This window comes from Hahella sp. NS-SX17, from assembly GCF_057367735.1.
In genome coordinates this window covers 3,648,755-3,663,604 of the sequence record NZ_CM170632.1, presented here as the reverse complement: position 1 = coordinate 3,663,604, position 14,850 = coordinate 3,648,755, and the positions used below count along the sequence as shown (strand labels likewise).

The following is a 14,850-nucleotide window of genomic DNA, read 5'->3' as shown; positions in this document are numbered from 1 at the left end:
TACAAATCAATCGCCAGACTATGAATGAATAGCGATGCGCTTTACCTTCCCGGCGTCCGGCTCGCGCCGTGGAATCTCCAGTTTGAGCACGCCGTTCTTGAGTTGCGCATGGATGTCTTCCGCATTAGCGTCGTCCGGCAACGACAGGGTGCGCTGGAACGCCCCGTAAGAACGTTCAATGCGATAGAACTGCTTGTCCTTGCTCTCGCTCTTCTCTTCTTTTTGTCCACGAATCAGCAGTTGATCGCCCTTTACTTCTATGGATAAATCCGACTCCGACAAGCCCGGAACATCCAGGGCGATTTCATAGCGCTTTTCATCGCCGGACACGTCGATCAAAGGCCGGTACTCCCGACTGGCGCCGAGCCGCTCAAGGGGCGACGCCCCGCGCCGGGAAAGCATGGACGGCATCCCAAAGGCGCTGAACGCATCATCGAATAAACGATCCATCTCCTGATGCAAACGCAGCAGCGAGTCCGCGCCGGACGCTGAAGCCGGCGGGTTCACGTCAGCGGCCGCGTCCTGACGGGAAACCGGCAGTTGCTCGCGCTGAGCATGGCGCACGTCTTCGTGTTTAAACCAGTTCCAGGGGTTGAGTTTATTCAGTTTCATCTTCCGCTCCTCCACATAGATTTATGCATCACAGGTAAACAGAAATATTGAAAATGCCTTTCACATGGCCGCCCGTGGCCGACACAGGCGAACGTCAGGCGCCGCTTGGACGTCAGGCCGCCTGGTTAGCCGCGTCAGAGCAATCTTCAGAGCCTGCCTCGCCTGCATGCTCCAGCAGGCGACCATCCTCGTTGATCGCAATCTGTTTAGGCTTCATCGCCTCTGGAATGTTCTGCTTCAACCTAATCGTCAGCAGGCCATTGCTGAGTGAAGCCTCTTGCACCTCTACGTACTGCGCCAGATTGAAAGTACGCTCGAATGTCCGTCCCGGAATTCCCTGATACAGGTAATTACGGGAAGCGTCTTGTTCCTTGCGACCGCGCACGGTTAACAGGTTTTTCTCCACCATAATTTCAAGCTCACTCCGTGCGAAGCCCGCCACCGCCAAAGTAATGGCGTATTGGTTCTCCTCCAGAGCTTCAATGTTATAGGGCGGATAAGCGGGTGCGTCGGTCTCGCCGGTAAGCGCACGATTGATCAGCGACGCCAGTCGGTCAAAGCCGACGCTGCTGCGATAAAGCGGGGTTAAGTCGATTGAGTTCATTGTATATCCTCCGGTTTGAAGCAATATAAATAAAGTCAAAGGACCAAGGGGCTATCCCTGGCGTTTACCAATTTATGGTCGGAAGCCGGCTTTTCAAGGGGGAGTTTTTCATAACAATTTGGACAGGTTTCAGGCAATGGCGAAGACGAATGCGAGACGCTGGACGAGGTTATTCCGCCAGCTTGAGATAATTGTCGGCGATGGCCTCATAGCGCCCGTTGTCCTTCAACGTCTGTAGCCGCTGATTGAATAGGTCGCGCAGCTCGGCGGACTTGAAAATAGCGTAACGAGGAGCGCTGTTGAACAAGGGATGAACGGTAAAGGGAGCTTCGTAAATCGGGCTGGTCAGCTGTAGTTGATTCAAATAGTAATGGAAGATTCGCTTATCAAGAATGATCGCATCAGCGCGCTTCAAAAACAGCATTTGCACCTGCGACCGTTGATCCACAACTTCTTCGATCTGCGAATTCTGCTCCGCCATTCTGCCGTATTCCGGAGGCAGATAAAGGGGCGCGTTCTGGAACACGACCAGCCGTTTATCCTTCAGATCCTCCACTTTAATAATCCCATCCGCGTGCTCTCGCAGCGTCACCACAATGTTCTGGTAGTAAACCACCGGATCGGAAAGATAGTAACCGCCATCCGAATAGCTTCCCGGAGGCAGATTGAAGGCGCCGTCGACGCGCTGATTTCTCAGCTCCGCAAAAAGCCTGCGATTTGTTGTATAAATGAAGTTAACTGCATATTCCTGCTCAGAAAAAGCCTCTCGAATAATATCCACCACCAGACCGCGATTTTCTTCGGCGATAACATACGGGGCGATGGAAGAAGACGTGATCAGCTCAAGCTGACGCCGAGGCGTCTGATCAGCGGCGTAACACTGACCAGCAAAAAGCGTCAGAAGACAAAAGACACTGAATACGACACAGCGAATCATGAGCGACGCCACATAATCAAACGATCACCGTCAAATCAATACACGCCAAACGCGCTCTCCAGCGAATGCTCCCTTATCAATCATAGACGCCCGCCGGGGTAGCGCAAGTCGCTACGCAGGTCCTGCGCCACCACACTCAGCACTCCCACCCAAGACCGTCACTCCCTTAGTACGACCGACTATCGCCCCCACCTAATAAGTACGTTAACTGGCGACTATTGGCCCTTAGCAAGTGCGCCTTGAGGCTTCTGCAAGTGTGTAGTGTTGGTTCGTTCAGGATGGGTTTAAGTGATATGACGTTTAAGCGCATTCCGACCAACAAGACAGAAGATGAAACAGATAGATTATATTCGCGGACTCAAGCTTACTCAGGGAAAGCGAACAATCCACTCTTAGCCAGTTCCCGCCATAAGTCGATATACTTCTGCTGGCCACTGACATTCTCTGAACATATCTTGAGGGTAGCGGACATCTTGTCGGCGAATATATTTCCCCCTTCCTTTCCTAAAGCCTCTGCGTCAGCAAGTATCATATTTCTTTTCGCTTCTGGAAGAGTTTCCATCAATACTTTGGAGTATCGCCACAGAGAATTGAACTCTTCCTGCGTCACGTTTGAATTCAGGCCATTTATGACATGCGTCATGATAACAGCTACGTCTGCTCCATTACTGAGGTCATTTAATGACCTTGCTCGTGCTGGGGCTGATGACTCTATCAACATGGCCAAGACCTCATATGCCGCAGAGCATGTCGCCCACGCGTCGGCTTGGCGGTTGACGTCTTCTATCAGAATAAAAGGCTTGCTTCCGTCTACATAAGAAAGATTCTCAGCGCATAAAGCTACTTGCCCTTGAAGGAAATATACAGCAGCTACAACCAGCAGCGTCTGGCTTTTCATTCCTCACCTATTAGGTTTTGGCCCAGAAAGCTAACGTGATAAGTTCGCTAAGCTGACCTTAGCAGCCAAACAAACTGGTTAAAAAAGTGCTAAAGGCCTACTGTATTAATCATAGACGACTTAACTTTTTCCGACGACTGTTTGGAATAAGTGGTTTACTATTAATAACTTATACCGGATTATCCCCCTAACCAAGCCAATCCCGACATGGAGACACAGGCATGAGCGCCGCACTTTTGATTATCGATATGCAAGTTGGATTATGCACAGGCGAAGAAGCCGCGTTCGATGTCGACAACCTGATTGCGCGCATTAATGACCTTGCCGCAAAGGCGCGAAAGGCCAAGGCGCCGGTTATTTTTATGCTGCATGAAGAATCTGTGGGAGCGCTAGTGTATGAAACGGAAGGCTGGCGTTTGAGTCCGGACCTTACTTCCGCACCTGAAGATATCCACTTGCGCAAGAAGACACCCAACTCTTTCCACCAAACCGATTTACACGCCCTGCTCCAACAGCACGGCGTGACGCGCCTGATCGTTTGTGGCCAGCAGACCGAACTTTGCCTTGACACCACCGTACGCCAGGCGCTTCCTTTGGGTTACCAGGTTACCCTGGTGAAAGACGGCCACTCCACCTGCGACAACGGCGTTCTTACCGCACAACAGGTCATTGCGCATCACAATCAATTGCTGCGGTACATGGGTGGATTCGACGTGGGAGTTGAGGTAGTTTCAGCATCCGCAGTAACGTTCCAATAAACCACGCCTTGAGTGAGCGCCATTTAGCCGTCGCGCTCACTCCTCACAAGCGCTTTCCCCTATCTCCAGCAACTGAAACTCATACCCGCCATAGCCTTTGTGTAAGGGGCGGAGGTAATCAATGGGGAACTGGTGCGGCACGCCTTTCATACACACGGAAATCTGGCTGTCTGAAAGCAGATTCGCCATGCGTGTGGCGACTTCGTCTTGCGCTTCCGAGTCGCTGTAGGGATAGATCAGTTTGTTGACGTACTGCTGATATTTTTCTGCGCTGACGGACTCGACATCAAAAGCAATGCAGTTTCCTCTCGCGCAATTGTAGGTGACGGGGATGGCCTTAAGGGCGACGGCTTCATCGCTTTTAATTTGCCGCAAATAGGGCCCCAGCACTCGAAAAACAAGGAGCGCCAAAATAACGATAACAACCAGAGATATTGCCGTTTTCTTAATCATATCTACTACTAAAAATCTGTATTTCGCCGGGTTAACGCATTCCCTGCCATGACTCAAATCCAACAACGCCATCACGCAAGAGCAGCTTTCCAAGTGCTTGGTTTCAGGCGAAATCGAGTCAGTTTGTTATGTCTGTTCAAGTGGAGTTAACTAAGTAAACTCAGTGGCGAAACAGTAACAGATGCGATCTCTTTCACAATATCGCAAACGGACTACGCCCCGATCAGGGGGCGCAATATTGGCTGAATTTTGTGCGTATTGTGGATGATAACAGGAAGCTAAAGCCCCTGATGTTTTCGCCATTCCCCTGGCGAGCATCCAACACAGACCTCGCCGCCGTGATCGAAACACTGGATTTGAAAGATGTCACTCTGGTGGGATTCTCCACAGGCGGCGGCGAAGTGGCGCGCTACATAAGTCGACACGGAACGCAGCGAGTCAAAAAGGCGGCGTTGATCTCCGCAGTAACGCCCCTGATGCTGAAGACGGATAACAATCCCATCGGTTTGCCGCTGCAAGTGTTTGACGATATCCGCAATGCGTCTCTCAAAGACCGCTCTCAGCTCTATCTGAATATCGCATCGGGTCCTTTCTTCGGCTTCAATCTCCCGCGCGCATATTCCTGCCGGGTATACGCCACTTAGAAGATTGAGTACGCTTTCATACACAGAAGCGTCTTTTTCATCCGTTAACAAATTCAATAGATTAGCGACTACAGACTCTATCTGCGCACCATTTAGCAGCCCTGCTTCGATGTCATCTCCCAACTCATCGATCAGTAAATCCCTGGCGTCATTACGACTGTCGCAAATTCTGCTTATTAGTGAGCGCCACACACAACTCTCCCGACAATGACCAACCCTTTTTTATTGCAAAAACGCCACAAAAGTTTCACCAAATATTCTACAAACACAACATCGCCGACTTCTAGAATTAGCAGGGTTAGCGGTAGACCTTTTGTGTAAGTAACACCTCGGAATCAGGTGGCGTCTTTCGCCATCTTGCTAGAAGGGAAGTCCAGGATAGACGGGGTTCAAGCTAACCTGGAATTACCTCCGCATAAATGCTGAAGACTGAACGAACACCTCTTGGGGGCGGCCCAGCCCCCGTTTTTAATTTCTCCAGCTCGTATCCATTATCTGAGAGAAGCCGCCCTCAACGCTGAACTGTCGATACAATCCCCCGCTTCCGGTTTAAGCGACGGTAGCTGTTCAAGCGATAAGGGTTCTCACTCCGGTAGACGTCCAGGGGCGCGAGCATTGCTCCGTCCCGATTCAAGGTGTTGTCGATGACTTCAACGATACGTCTGTTTGGCCAGGGTTTGCAGGTTAGGCTCAACAGCTCAGCGAAGGCTTCACGCTCTTTTCCAGCGCCATGGATCAACGCCAGAGCGCCATACCCCAATGCGGTGGAGCGACTGACTCCTGCATGGCAGTGGATGACCAAACGACTATCAGGGTCGTCAATAATCGTCTGCACTGTTTTCAGCGTTTCACTGATCACCGTATCAAAGTGTTGAGTGGCCTCCGCCCGCTCTTGATCAAAGACGCTTACGATGTGATGCGCCTCGACATGAGAGGCCAGGTCCGGGATGGCATGGTCACTGATATCCGGGTCAAGCAAAGAAATTACGTGGGTTGCAGGCCAGGCTTTCGCCACTGCTTCGACGTTATATAGGCATGAAATTCTTAAAAGCCCGGTGGAAACGCGTCCTGTCATATCAAGTCCTTAATGGCCAATTTGCTTGTACGATCCCAGAGCCTACCAGTCGCGACAGTAATTGGACAGCCTCCGCATCCGGCCGTCGCCAACCGAATGCGGATTGTTCAGGTTCAGACTGACAACAACAACGCCCCCGCCGTCTGCCCGCTTTGCAGCAACGTGTGCGCCTCTGCGACGCTTTCCAGAGGAAACTTACCGGCGATTTCAACAGCCATCCCGTTGGTTAACTGCTCCATCACAGCCTGGCCGCTGGCTCGATAATGCTTTAAGTCCATCATATGCAATAGCACGCTGGGGCGGGTGAACTGAATTGCGCGCGCCATCGCATCCATCGGCAGACTTTCCAGCATGCCGGAAGGCTGTCCAATACAGGCGACAGTTCCAAAGGCCTTGACGCTCTCCATGCTCTTCAGCAAGGTATCGGCGCCAACGCCATCTATCACATAATCCACGCCGACGCCCCCGGTGAGCGCTTTTGTCTCTTCCGCAAAATCCTGCTCCCGATACAGAATCACGTCGTCATAGCCTTTGCTTTGCGCAATCACCGCTTTCTCCGCACTTCCGACCGTTCCAATCAAACGTAAGCCCAGCTTATTCGCCCACTGACCCAGCACCTGCCCGAGCCCGCCAGCCGCAGCCTGCACCAGCATGACGTCGCCAGGGGCGACAGGCCGTACCCGATACAGCAACATATGAGCTGTCATGCCTCGCAATAAGGCTGACGCCGCCGCGTCATCCGAAACCGCATCAGGGACCGACAATAACCTCTCCGCCGCGAGATTGCGATGACTGCAATATCCGCCTAGAGGGAGTCCCGCGTAGGCCACGCGCTGCCCGACTTGCAGGCCGCTAACGCCCTGCCCCAGCGCCTCGACGATGCCCACAGCCTCTACGCCCAGCACTCGCGGCTCGTCCGCCACAGGATAGAGGCCGCAGCGGAAATAAATATCCACGAAATTGACGCCCACCATGGTGTGACGGATGCGAACTTCCCCCGGCGCTGGCGGATCGAGCTGAAATTCCTTGGCCTGCAATACCGACGGCTCGCCAATCTGGGTCATTTCAATACGAATAGGCGTACTCATTTTTGTCTCCTTAGTTCAATAGGCCCACAAGCGCTGATGAATCGCTGGGGTGGGTGTCCTGCTAACCTTAACGCCAACCGCTTCTGCACATAATTCCCCAAAAACAATCAGCTTTTGTGCATAATTGCACAATGAAATCGATTAACTGGGATGACATTCGTTATTTCCTCGCGCTGGCGGATGCGGGCAGCCTTTCCGCGGCAGCGCGCGCACTATCCGTGGAGCACAGTACGGTAAGTCGCCGGGTGGAAGCGCTGGAGCGCGAGTTAGGGATACAACTTTTCAATCGTCTGCCGCGACGCTGGCGCCTCACCGAGGACGGACAAATTTTACTGGAGCCAGCGCGCCGCATAGCGGCGCAAGCGCAAGGGCTGCTCCGTATCGCTGACGGCATGTCCGCACTGTCCGGTCGGGTGCGGGTCTCAGCGCCGCCCTTACTGGCCAGCCTGATATTGGCCCCGCGTTTAAACGAACTGCGCGAACAGCTACCGCAGATTGAGTTGGAGTTAGTGGGCGACCTGCAGAACGCAGACCTGCATGAGCGTGAAGCGGATATCGCCCTACGCATGCGCCGCCCGGAACAGCAGGATCTGGCGGCGCGCCCTCTGGCCAGGTTGGGTTACAACCTTTACGCCAGCAAAGACTACCTGGCGCAACACGCAAAGGAGACATGGCGATACGTGGGCTATGAACGCAGCATGCAATCCGCGCCGCAGCAGCAATGGTTGGATTCTTTGCCACGCCAAACGCCAATTATGTTTCGCTCGAATGACTTGAACGTACTGGCCAGTGCGATCGTCAACGGAGCCGGTGTTGGAGTGCTGCCTGGGTTCATGGGACGGCTTTATCCGCAATTAGAGCAAATTGAAGACCCAGCCTGCCCTGTAGTGCGGGAACTGTGGCTGGTTATCCACCCAGACCTGCGACGATCGCCGCGGGTGCGCAAGGTCGCGGACGTCCTGATCGCCTTATTTGAGACCGGCGTCATATAAGGCTCTCCTTCTTGTCGCCGGGCTTTATCTTTACCGTCGGCCGTTCTATATTCGCTATCAGGACGTTGAGCTGTTGTTGATGCAGTCATTTCATGCCGCAGCTACTCACTCAAACACCACAAGGAGGCTTCCAAAATGGTAACTCAAGCAGACATCACCGCTCCGGAAAAGGTGATCAAATCCTCTACTTCCACCATCCAGCGTGGCGTCGCCAAAGCCGACGGCAAGTTGTGGATGACCGCCGAAACCCTACACTTCGCTCCCTACAACGAAGACATTGGACCAGGCCCTTACAACATTCCCCTCACCGATATCGCAAAAGTGGAAAAGCACAGCCTTCCGCCCTTATTGCCCGAGGGCTTTAAAGTAACGCTGATGAACGACCACACCTACCAGTTCATCGTGGCCAATTCAGAAACCTGGATCGAACTGATCGAGAAATACCGCGACGCGCTCGGCGTTAACGTGATCGAATAAACGGACAAGGCTGGCTTGAGTTCGTCTGAGAAGAGTCAGCCTGTCAAAGTCGCCAGCAAGCCGAGAAATCAAGGCTAGACTTACGTAGTTTTCCTCGCCACCAAAAAATACACATCTTTTGAGGTTTCAGGGACCCACTTATAAGCCATTTCAAACCCAGCGCTTTCCATACTGGCTTCAAGGCCCTTACGGGACAGGAATTTCACATAAGGCATGAGTCGCAGAAGTTTGCCCAGCGGAGTGATAAGCCTCAGATAAGGCCTCGTGTCAGACAGGCAGGCAGTATTGCTGATAAACACGCCACCGGGCTTTAACAGTCTGTACGCCTGTCGCACCGCCTGATCGGGATCACGCAATAAATGCAGAATATTCAGCCCTAGAATCGCATCATAGGCCTCTGACTGCCCACTAAAATCGTCCAACGTCGCCACTTCGAATCTCAATCCTGAGATGGGTTGGGCGCTTAGCTTAGATCTGGCGATGTCTATCATCTGTGCGGATACGTCTGTGGCCAGATATTCGGCCACTCGGGGCGCATGCGCGATCGCCGTAGATCCAGTCCCACAACCAAATTCCAGCACTCGCATATCCTCGCGAAGGAATTGTTGGGTAACGGCGAGCTTTTTCTCGTAGGCGCCAAGATCGGACACAGGTCTTCTGGCGTATTTTTCAGCGACTTTGTCCCAGAATTTGATTGAGTAGTCCATCCGGAGCCTCTTGGTAGTTGACGGTTAGAGATTAGGATTTTACCTATGCGCAGTTATTGCTAACATTCCTGAATATGAATTTAGGTTATGCATATTTGTATGGAATGGCGTCCAATAATCTTTGACTGGAACCGGGCGCGGGCTTTTCTGGTTACCGCAGAGGAGGGTTCGCTGTCGGCAGCTGCCCGCGCATTAGGCATTTCCCAGCCAACGTTGAGCCGACAGGTTTCTGCGTTAGAAAAAGAGCTTAGTGTCGCACTCTTCGAGCGAGGCTCAAAAGGACTTGAACTTACGCCTAACGGATTGGCGTTGTTAGGCTATGTCCGCGCAATGGGAGAGGCGGCGGGCGGATTATCCATGGCCGCTTCCGGTCATGCCCAGTCAGTGGAAGGAACTATTGTCATCTCCGCTACAGAAGTGACCGCCGCCTTTATCCTGCCGTCAATCATTATGAAGTTGAGAGAGTCTTATCCCGGCCTCCATATCGACATCATTGCTTCCAACACAGCCAGCGATTTAAAACGCCGGGAAGCGGACATCGCCATCCGCGCGTTCCGCCCTACTCAACCGGATTTAATCGCCAGAAAACTCAGCGATATGAAAGCAACGCTTTACGCTACGCCAAGCTATCTCGACAACTTAGGCCGCCCTATAACTCCAAAGAACTTCGGTAACGCCCGCTTTCTAGGTTTCAGCACCAACAATGACGCTTATATGAAAGCACTGATAGAGCATGGATTTGAATTAAGCGACAAAAACTTTCCCGTGAAGACAGATGGACACTTAGCGCACTGGGAAATGACCAAACAAGGCCTCGGCATCGGCGCCATGCCAATTGAAATTGGCGATATGGAGCCATCGGTCGAAAGAATCCTTCCTGATCGCGAGGTATTCAAAGGCGAAAACTGGCTCGTATCCCATCGCGAACTGAAAATGAACCTGAGGGTCAGAACCGTTTTTGACTTTTTGGTGGGAGAGTTGTCTTGATATTTTCACTTCACTTTATGAAAGCCTGAAACTGTTACTTTATAAGTGTAATAATTTACTTATAAAGCGTCATCTAACACATTGAAGATATGACATTTAAAGATTAAAAATAGTGTTGACGCATCGCTATCTCTCTTTTAAAAAGTAAAGCCATAGCGCCGGCTATCTTTTGGCCGATAGGGGAACTACTAGATGGCGTACATATGTCACTTTATAAATAATGTCCCTCCATAATTCATGGCGTTCAACTCTCAGTCCTCGCCTCAGCAGGAAAAATACATAACTTACAGGAGCTTATGAATGAAAGTCACGGCCAAGGGCATTTCCAGATATGCTCTCATGCTTGCACTCGTGTTGAGTAACACTAGCTGTGCAAAGACTCCGGAACCTAGCTCCACAGCAGCTACCACACAGGTTAAAGCAAGCACACCTGAAAGGAGCGACAAAGAGGAAGAGTCCAAAAAAGAATCTTTCTCTGAGTTCTATGATGCTTTTTCTATAGCAATCGACAAGAGCGACTGGAGGTCGTTAGCTGAGCTTACAAAATTTCCATTTATATTTCAGGGTCAACTCGATATGGAAGGGAGACTAAGCATCGATAAAGAAGCATTTATTAAGTTAATGCCTTTATTTCTAGAGCAGGAAACCTTTATTAACTTAGACGGCGATATGTTTCCAACAACTTACCGAGTCATCGCAGTAACGCCACTAGAAGAAAGCATGCGCGTTCAGACAGATCAAGCGGATGTTCATGACTTTCACTTTTCTAAAGTCAATGGACATTGGCGACTGATAAGAATTTATACCGACTTAAATAATATCGAGACAATCAGGGAGTAGAACATATGTTGACGGTAAAGTTGGGCAGTAAAGGTAAAGACGTAACAAAACTTCCTTTGTGAACTGGGTTATGAATCAGGCTGGCATTAAGGGTACAAATAATGCTCTGGCAAAAAGTTGGGCTACTTGGGGTATTGAAGTTAAAGCTCCTTTCAAAGGCGCTATCACCGTTATTAAGCGAAAGAATAAAAGTTCTGATGCAAGCACAGGAAGTTCAACCGGATACCATGTCGGCTTTTATGAGTCCTCGACGACAGCAGCGTTAACACTTTTGGGCGGAAATCAAAGTAATAAAGTAAAATCTTCTTCCTTTCTATTGCGCTCATACGAAGTGGTCGCTTATCGAAAGCCGTTTCAAATCTACGTTGACTATCCGATTCTCAATAGCGCGAGGCTCAATAATTACTGCTAGACTGCTAGCGCCCCCAAACACTGACTTTCAGGAAAATGGGGTACATAATCTTACATAACAGGCAGGTTAAGCTAAATAGCGATAGAAAGCCTTTACACTTGGCGGCTTGTTAATCCCCAACCACCATCTACACTCCTTTAACAGCCATTTGATATGGCGTAGCGGGTATCTGATTAACCAAAGGGAGTGTGTTATGACGAACAGCAGCAAATCCGACGACCAGATTGTTTACGCCAAGATTCATCCCTCCATCGGCATCGCTCGTGTTGGTAATTCCCTCGCAGAAGACGGTTTTTATATTGGGCCGCAGGTGTCGAACCCGCCTCCCAAGGAACCCGGTGAATATCGTGACGCCTCCGGCGCTTTGAAGCGCGAAGTGGCGGAGTTCCGTATCTATGGTTATGACGGCAACGGTCAGGTGGTGCGGGAGTTGTCGATTGATGATGAGACCCAGATTGAATGGACGGTGGAGCTGGCCAATCATAAGGCGGCCTGGTACAACTTTGAACTGGCGCTGGATATTCCCGAGGCTGCGACGGCGACGCCCAGTAAATTACGCAACGCCAGCGTGAAAGACCGCAGCGAGCTCTCTATTACTCCTGGCCCCCGTTCTATCGACACCCCTTCCAGCTATGGCCCGGAATATCAATTTCGGGGCGGAAAGTTCATGGGAACGGACGTACCACTCGGAGAATTGCGAACAGACGCGACCGGTCGTTTGCTGGTGTTTGGCGGTCATGGCAAGTCCGCTTCATACGATGGCAAGCCGCCCACTACCTTCGCCAATAACGACGGCTGGTATGACGACACCAGCGATGGCCCTATCACCGCCAAGGTTGTTTTCAACGGCAGGAAACTGGATGTGGCGCCGGCCTGGGTAGTAGTCGCGCCCCCCAATTATGGGCCGCAGCAAAAGTCCGTGCGCACCATGTACGCATTGATGACGGACCTGGCGATCAACGCCGGCATGGCGCCCGCCCCCACCTGCCCTTCATTTCAGAACGACATCCTGCCCGTCCTCAAGGCCATGTGCGACTTGCAGTGGATGAATGCGGGATTCGCAGCGGGCTTCGGGTTCGGCATGCCGCAACATTTTCTCGACCCTGACTACCTGCGCAAACTCTCCATGCCCGGCGATGATTATGCCGAGCTGCGCCGAACTGTCGCCAACGCTTTCCGCCATCCCGGCCGCAATGACATATCCATGAACCTCTGGCCTTGGGTATACGGCGACGCCATGAACATCCCAATGCCGCCGGTCACCAACGCTATGAACGCGTTGACCGAAACTCAGTTGGCCATGCTGGGTTACTGGGCGCAGGGACAGTTTGAGTCTGATTACGACCCGGACGCCAACCCGCCCTGCTCTATCGACGATGTGCCGATAAGCGAACAACCCGCCTGTCTGGACAAAGCCGCGCTGGAATTCTGCCTGGCGGACGCCTTCCATCCCGGTTGTGAGATGACCTGGCCAGTGCGCCACGCCACCATGTATAGCGAACCCTATCGGTGGCGTCACCGTGCGCCCAATAATCCCGAGCCGAACTACGGAAGCACGCTCACTCCGGCGGAAGCCTTGTCCTATAACGGGCCGCTGTATGCTCAGTTCCCCGGCTCCATTACCCGCTGGATGGCGATTCCCTGGCAAACCGATACCGCAAGTTGCCGTTCTGGCTACGATGCGCAATACGACCCTTATTTACCCACCTTCTGGCCTGCACGAGTGCCGAATCAGGTCTTGAGTGAAGAGAACTACAGCAAGGTGATGGACACCGGCCTGACGCGCCAGGAACGTATCGCCGCCTATCAAGAGCGCTCCGACTGGGATCGCACCCTTGGCGTCGGTTACGACAACCAGCTGGCCAATATGATTGATCGTTTCCCGGAAATGGGCATTGTGGAAGTGCGTCCCGGCGTGCCCAATGACCCGGACTTTCCGCCGGTCATGCAGGTCGAGGATCGCGGCGGCCCGGCTATGACCAAAGAAGAGCGCCGTCTCACCGACCACGCCATGCGTCATGAACTGATGCGGCAGAAAGCGCCGCGGCGATAATCGCTCATGACGAAGGCGACAGGGAGCGTCCAGATGGAACGGCGTTGGGATGTCGTCATACTCGGCGCCGGTCCCGCTGGCTCGGCTCTGGCCAGGCTCCTGAGCCCATCTCATGACGTACTGGTGATTGAGCGACGCGAACAGGGAGATAGCGGCCTCCGCATTGGAGAGTCGCTTCCCGGCGCCGCCAGCGTACTGTTGCGCAAGCTGGGTCTGTGGGAGCGCTTCCTGCAAGGCTCCCACTTGCAACGGGGCTCCGCCTTATCGGTCTGGGACACGGAATTTCCAGTTTGGCGGGACGCGCTGTTAGATCCTTCCGGTCCTGGTTGGCTACTGGATCGTCGGGCCTTTGATCAGCTGCTATATCAAGGCGCTATCGATGCAGGCGCCACTATCATTACAGGGTGTCGCCAGATTGAGGTCGACAGGCGCGATAGTTTCTGGCGGATTCAATCTCCTCACTTGGACTCGCCCCATACCGCTCAAGTATTAATAGACGCCACCGGCCGCTCCGGCGCCATTTCCCGTCGATTGGGGCTCCCCCGCCAAGCCGATGACGACCTGCTTTGCGCCTTCGCCTTTTTGCCTTGCCTTCCCAACGATCAGGAAGCAACGCTTCGCACCTGTGCGGACGCAAACGGCTGGTGGTACAGCGCCCGCATTCCTCATGGAAAAAGAGTACTCGCCTATCATTTTGACGCCCATGATCCGTTGCGACATCAATGGCGGGAACCCCGCGCTTTTTTGGAGCTCGCTCGCCGTCACGACATTCTGCGGGAAGTCATTGCGGGTTCAGTGCCGGAATCCCTGCGTTATCATCCCGCCGGAGCCGCGATACTGGACCTCACCGCTTCACAGACGCAGACGTTCGCCCAACAGGGATATCTGGCCATCGGCGACGCCCTGATCGCTTTCGACCCGATCTCTTCTCAGGGCCTGTTTCACTGTCTGGCGAGCGCCGTCAGCGCGGCTAACGCAATGAACAGGGGGTTTCCTTTTAAACCTGACGCCGGGGAAGCCTATCGTGCAGAAATGCTGCGCGTCGCCGAACGCTATCAAACCCACCTGCGACTCACCTACGCCGGCCCCAAAAGGTTCGCGCAGTCTCCTTTCTGGGCTAAGCGGCGAGTTGGCGCCGAACATTTATCGGATGGCGCAAGAGAGTCCATGCTGACGATAGAATAAGGAAGAACCACTAAGGTTGAGATTTAGGGTTGCATAAGCCAAATGTAAAAAGTATAAGTCACCTTTTGAGCGTCCGAGCGCGCTCAACTACACTTCGAGTTCGAGACTATCCCCCCTTAAGGAGTAAC

General features: G+C 52.6%; 17 protein-coding genes. 9 read left to right on the top strand and 8 right to left on the bottom strand.

Translation table 11 applies throughout. From position 1 onward, the window contains the following. Nucleotides 1-18 precede the first annotated feature (18 nt). The 4 genes from AC2IBB_RS16380 to AC2IBB_RS16365 form a co-directional block, all read right to left on the bottom strand. The gene (locus AC2IBB_RS16380) at nt 19-612 is read right to left on the bottom strand and encodes an Hsp20/alpha crystallin family protein (RefSeq protein ID WP_486333904.1); all 594 of its coding nucleotides are present in this window, start codon (nt 610-612) and stop codon (nt 19-21) included. A gap of 112 nt (nt 613-724) precedes the next feature. Next, nucleotides 725-1,216, bottom strand: a complete 492-nt coding sequence (locus AC2IBB_RS16375; RefSeq protein ID WP_486333903.1) for an Hsp20 family protein — start codon at nt 1,214-1,216, stop codon at nt 725-727. Between the two features lie 169 nt (nt 1,217-1,385). After that, on the bottom strand, nt 1,386-2,153 hold the full coding sequence (locus AC2IBB_RS16370) for a substrate-binding periplasmic protein (protein ID WP_486333902.1): 768 nt from the start codon (nt 2,151-2,153) through the stop codon (nt 1,386-1,388). A gap of 364 nt (nt 2,154-2,517) precedes the next feature. Beyond that, nucleotides 2,518-3,051 (bottom strand): hypothetical protein, encoded by a 534-nt coding sequence (locus AC2IBB_RS16365; RefSeq protein WP_486333901.1) that lies wholly within the window; start codon nt 3,049-3,051, stop codon nt 2,518-2,520. 221 nt (nt 3,052-3,272) lie between these two features. Here AC2IBB_RS16365 and AC2IBB_RS16360 point away from each other — a divergent pair, with 221 nt between their 5' ends. Then, the gene (locus AC2IBB_RS16360) at nt 3,273-3,809 is read left to right on the top strand and encodes a cysteine hydrolase family protein (protein ID WP_486333900.1); all 537 of its coding nucleotides are present in this window, start codon (nt 3,273-3,275) and stop codon (nt 3,807-3,809) included. A 36-nt stretch (nt 3,810-3,845) separates the two neighbouring features. Here the strand turns inward: AC2IBB_RS16360 and AC2IBB_RS16355 are convergent, their stop codons facing one another. Further along, nucleotides 3,846-4,262, bottom strand: a complete 417-nt coding sequence (locus AC2IBB_RS16355; protein ID WP_486333899.1) for a hypothetical protein — start codon at nt 4,260-4,262, stop codon at nt 3,846-3,848. 200 nt (nt 4,263-4,462) lie between these two features. Between AC2IBB_RS16355 and AC2IBB_RS16350 the strand changes: the two genes are divergently transcribed. Then, complete coding sequence (locus AC2IBB_RS16350; protein WP_486333969.1) at nt 4,463-4,906, top strand: alpha/beta fold hydrolase; 444 nt, start codon at nt 4,463-4,465, stop codon at nt 4,904-4,906. Between the two features lie 511 nt (nt 4,907-5,417). Here the strand turns inward: AC2IBB_RS16350 and AC2IBB_RS16345 are convergent. Together AC2IBB_RS16345 and AC2IBB_RS16340 are read right to left on the bottom strand one after the other, a co-directional pair. Continuing rightward, a complete protein-coding gene (locus tag AC2IBB_RS16345; protein ID WP_486333898.1) occupies nt 5,418-5,981 on the bottom strand; it encodes a protein tyrosine phosphatase in 564 nt (187 codons plus the stop codon). Nucleotides 5,982-6,094: 113 nt separating this feature from the next. Next, nucleotides 6,095-7,069 carry a quinone oxidoreductase family protein gene (locus tag AC2IBB_RS16340; RefSeq protein WP_486333897.1) on the bottom strand — a complete coding sequence of 325 codons (975 nt, stop codon included), beginning with the start codon at nt 7,067-7,069 and terminating at the stop codon, nt 6,095-6,097. A 131-nt stretch (nt 7,070-7,200) separates the two neighbouring features. Between AC2IBB_RS16340 and AC2IBB_RS16335 the strand changes: the two genes are divergently transcribed. Both AC2IBB_RS16335 and AC2IBB_RS16330 read left to right on the top strand, forming a co-directional pair. Further along, nucleotides 7,201-8,061, top strand: coding sequence for a LysR family transcriptional regulator (locus AC2IBB_RS16335; RefSeq protein WP_486333896.1), 861 nt, complete (start codon nt 7,201-7,203; stop codon nt 8,059-8,061). Between the two features lie 135 nt (nt 8,062-8,196). Continuing rightward, on the top strand, nt 8,197-8,538 hold the full coding sequence (locus AC2IBB_RS16330; protein WP_486333895.1) for a hypothetical protein: 342 nt from the start codon (nt 8,197-8,199) through the stop codon (nt 8,536-8,538). A gap of 80 nt (nt 8,539-8,618) precedes the next feature. Here the strand turns inward: AC2IBB_RS16330 and AC2IBB_RS16325 are convergent, their stop codons facing one another. Next, nucleotides 8,619-9,245 carry a class I SAM-dependent methyltransferase gene (locus tag AC2IBB_RS16325; protein ID WP_486333894.1) on the bottom strand — a complete coding sequence of 209 codons (627 nt, stop codon included), beginning with the start codon at nt 9,243-9,245 and terminating at the stop codon, nt 8,619-8,621. Between the two features lie 87 nt (nt 9,246-9,332). Here AC2IBB_RS16325 and AC2IBB_RS16320 point away from each other — a divergent pair, with 87 nt between their 5' ends. The 5 genes from AC2IBB_RS16320 (at nt 9,333) to AC2IBB_RS16300 (ending at nt 14,722) form a co-directional block, all read left to right on the top strand. Further along, nucleotides 9,333-10,232, top strand: a complete 900-nt coding sequence (locus AC2IBB_RS16320; RefSeq protein WP_486333893.1) for a LysR family transcriptional regulator — start codon at nt 9,333-9,335, stop codon at nt 10,230-10,232. A gap of 300 nt (nt 10,233-10,532) precedes the next feature. Then, nucleotides 10,533-11,072: a hypothetical protein gene (locus AC2IBB_RS16315; protein WP_486333892.1), complete on the top strand. Its 540-nt coding sequence runs from the start codon at nt 10,533-10,535 to the stop codon at nt 11,070-11,072. A gap of 70 nt (nt 11,073-11,142) precedes the next feature. Beyond that, nucleotides 11,143-11,484, top strand: coding sequence for a C40 family peptidase (locus tag AC2IBB_RS16310; protein WP_486333891.1), 342 nt, complete (start codon nt 11,143-11,145; stop codon nt 11,482-11,484). Between the two features lie 193 nt (nt 11,485-11,677). Continuing rightward, nucleotides 11,678-13,537, top strand: coding sequence for a LodA/GoxA family CTQ-dependent oxidase (locus AC2IBB_RS16305; RefSeq protein WP_486333890.1), 1,860 nt, complete (start codon nt 11,678-11,680; stop codon nt 13,535-13,537). Between the two features lie 33 nt (nt 13,538-13,570). Next, nucleotides 13,571-14,722, top strand: coding sequence for an NAD(P)/FAD-dependent oxidoreductase (locus AC2IBB_RS16300; RefSeq protein ID WP_486333889.1), 1,152 nt, complete (start codon nt 13,571-13,573; stop codon nt 14,720-14,722). Nucleotides 14,723-14,850 lie beyond the last annotated feature (128 nt).

Bases quoted from the DNA above. Each gene is read 5' to 3' on its own strand.
- AC2IBB_RS16335 (WP_486333896.1), top strand. From the start codon at position 7,201: ATGAAATCGATTAACTGGGATGACATTCGTTATTTCCTCGCGCTGGCG.
- AC2IBB_RS16305 (WP_486333890.1), top strand. From the start codon at position 11,678: ATGACGAACAGCAGCAAATCCGACGACCAGATTGTTTACGCCAAGATT.
- AC2IBB_RS16320 (WP_486333893.1), top strand. From the start codon at position 9,333: ATGCATATTTGTATGGAATGGCGTCCAATAATCTTTGACTGGAACCGG.
- AC2IBB_RS16325 (WP_486333894.1), bottom strand. From the start codon at position 9,245: ATGGACTACTCAATCAAATTCTGGGACAAAGTCGCTGAAAAATACGCC.
- AC2IBB_RS16375 (WP_486333903.1), bottom strand. From the start codon at position 1,216: ATGAACTCAATCGACTTAACCCCGCTTTATCGCAGCAGCGTCGGCTTT.
- AC2IBB_RS16360 (WP_486333900.1), top strand. From the start codon at position 3,273: ATGAGCGCCGCACTTTTGATTATCGATATGCAAGTTGGATTATGCACA.
- AC2IBB_RS16340 (WP_486333897.1), bottom strand. From the start codon at position 7,069: ATGAGTACGCCTATTCGTATTGAAATGACCCAGATTGGCGAGCCGTCG.
- AC2IBB_RS16310 (WP_486333891.1), top strand. From the start codon at position 11,143: ATGAATCAGGCTGGCATTAAGGGTACAAATAATGCTCTGGCAAAAAGT.
- AC2IBB_RS16345 (WP_486333898.1), bottom strand. From the start codon at position 5,981: ATGACAGGACGCGTTTCCACCGGGCTTTTAAGAATTTCATGCCTATAT.
- AC2IBB_RS16330 (WP_486333895.1), top strand. From the start codon at position 8,197: ATGGTAACTCAAGCAGACATCACCGCTCCGGAAAAGGTGATCAAATCC.
- AC2IBB_RS16355 (WP_486333899.1), bottom strand. From the start codon at position 4,262: ATGATTAAGAAAACGGCAATATCTCTGGTTGTTATCGTTATTTTGGCG.
- AC2IBB_RS16300 (WP_486333889.1), top strand. From the start codon at position 13,571: ATGGAACGGCGTTGGGATGTCGTCATACTCGGCGCCGGTCCCGCTGGC.
- AC2IBB_RS16365 (WP_486333901.1), bottom strand. From the start codon at position 3,051: ATGAAAAGCCAGACGCTGCTGGTTGTAGCTGCTGTATATTTCCTTCAA.
- AC2IBB_RS16315 (WP_486333892.1), top strand. From the start codon at position 10,533: ATGAAAGTCACGGCCAAGGGCATTTCCAGATATGCTCTCATGCTTGCA.
- AC2IBB_RS16380 (WP_486333904.1), bottom strand. From the start codon at position 612: ATGAAACTGAATAAACTCAACCCCTGGAACTGGTTTAAACACGAAGAC.
- AC2IBB_RS16370 (WP_486333902.1), bottom strand. From the start codon at position 2,153: ATGATTCGCTGTGTCGTATTCAGTGTCTTTTGTCTTCTGACGCTTTTT.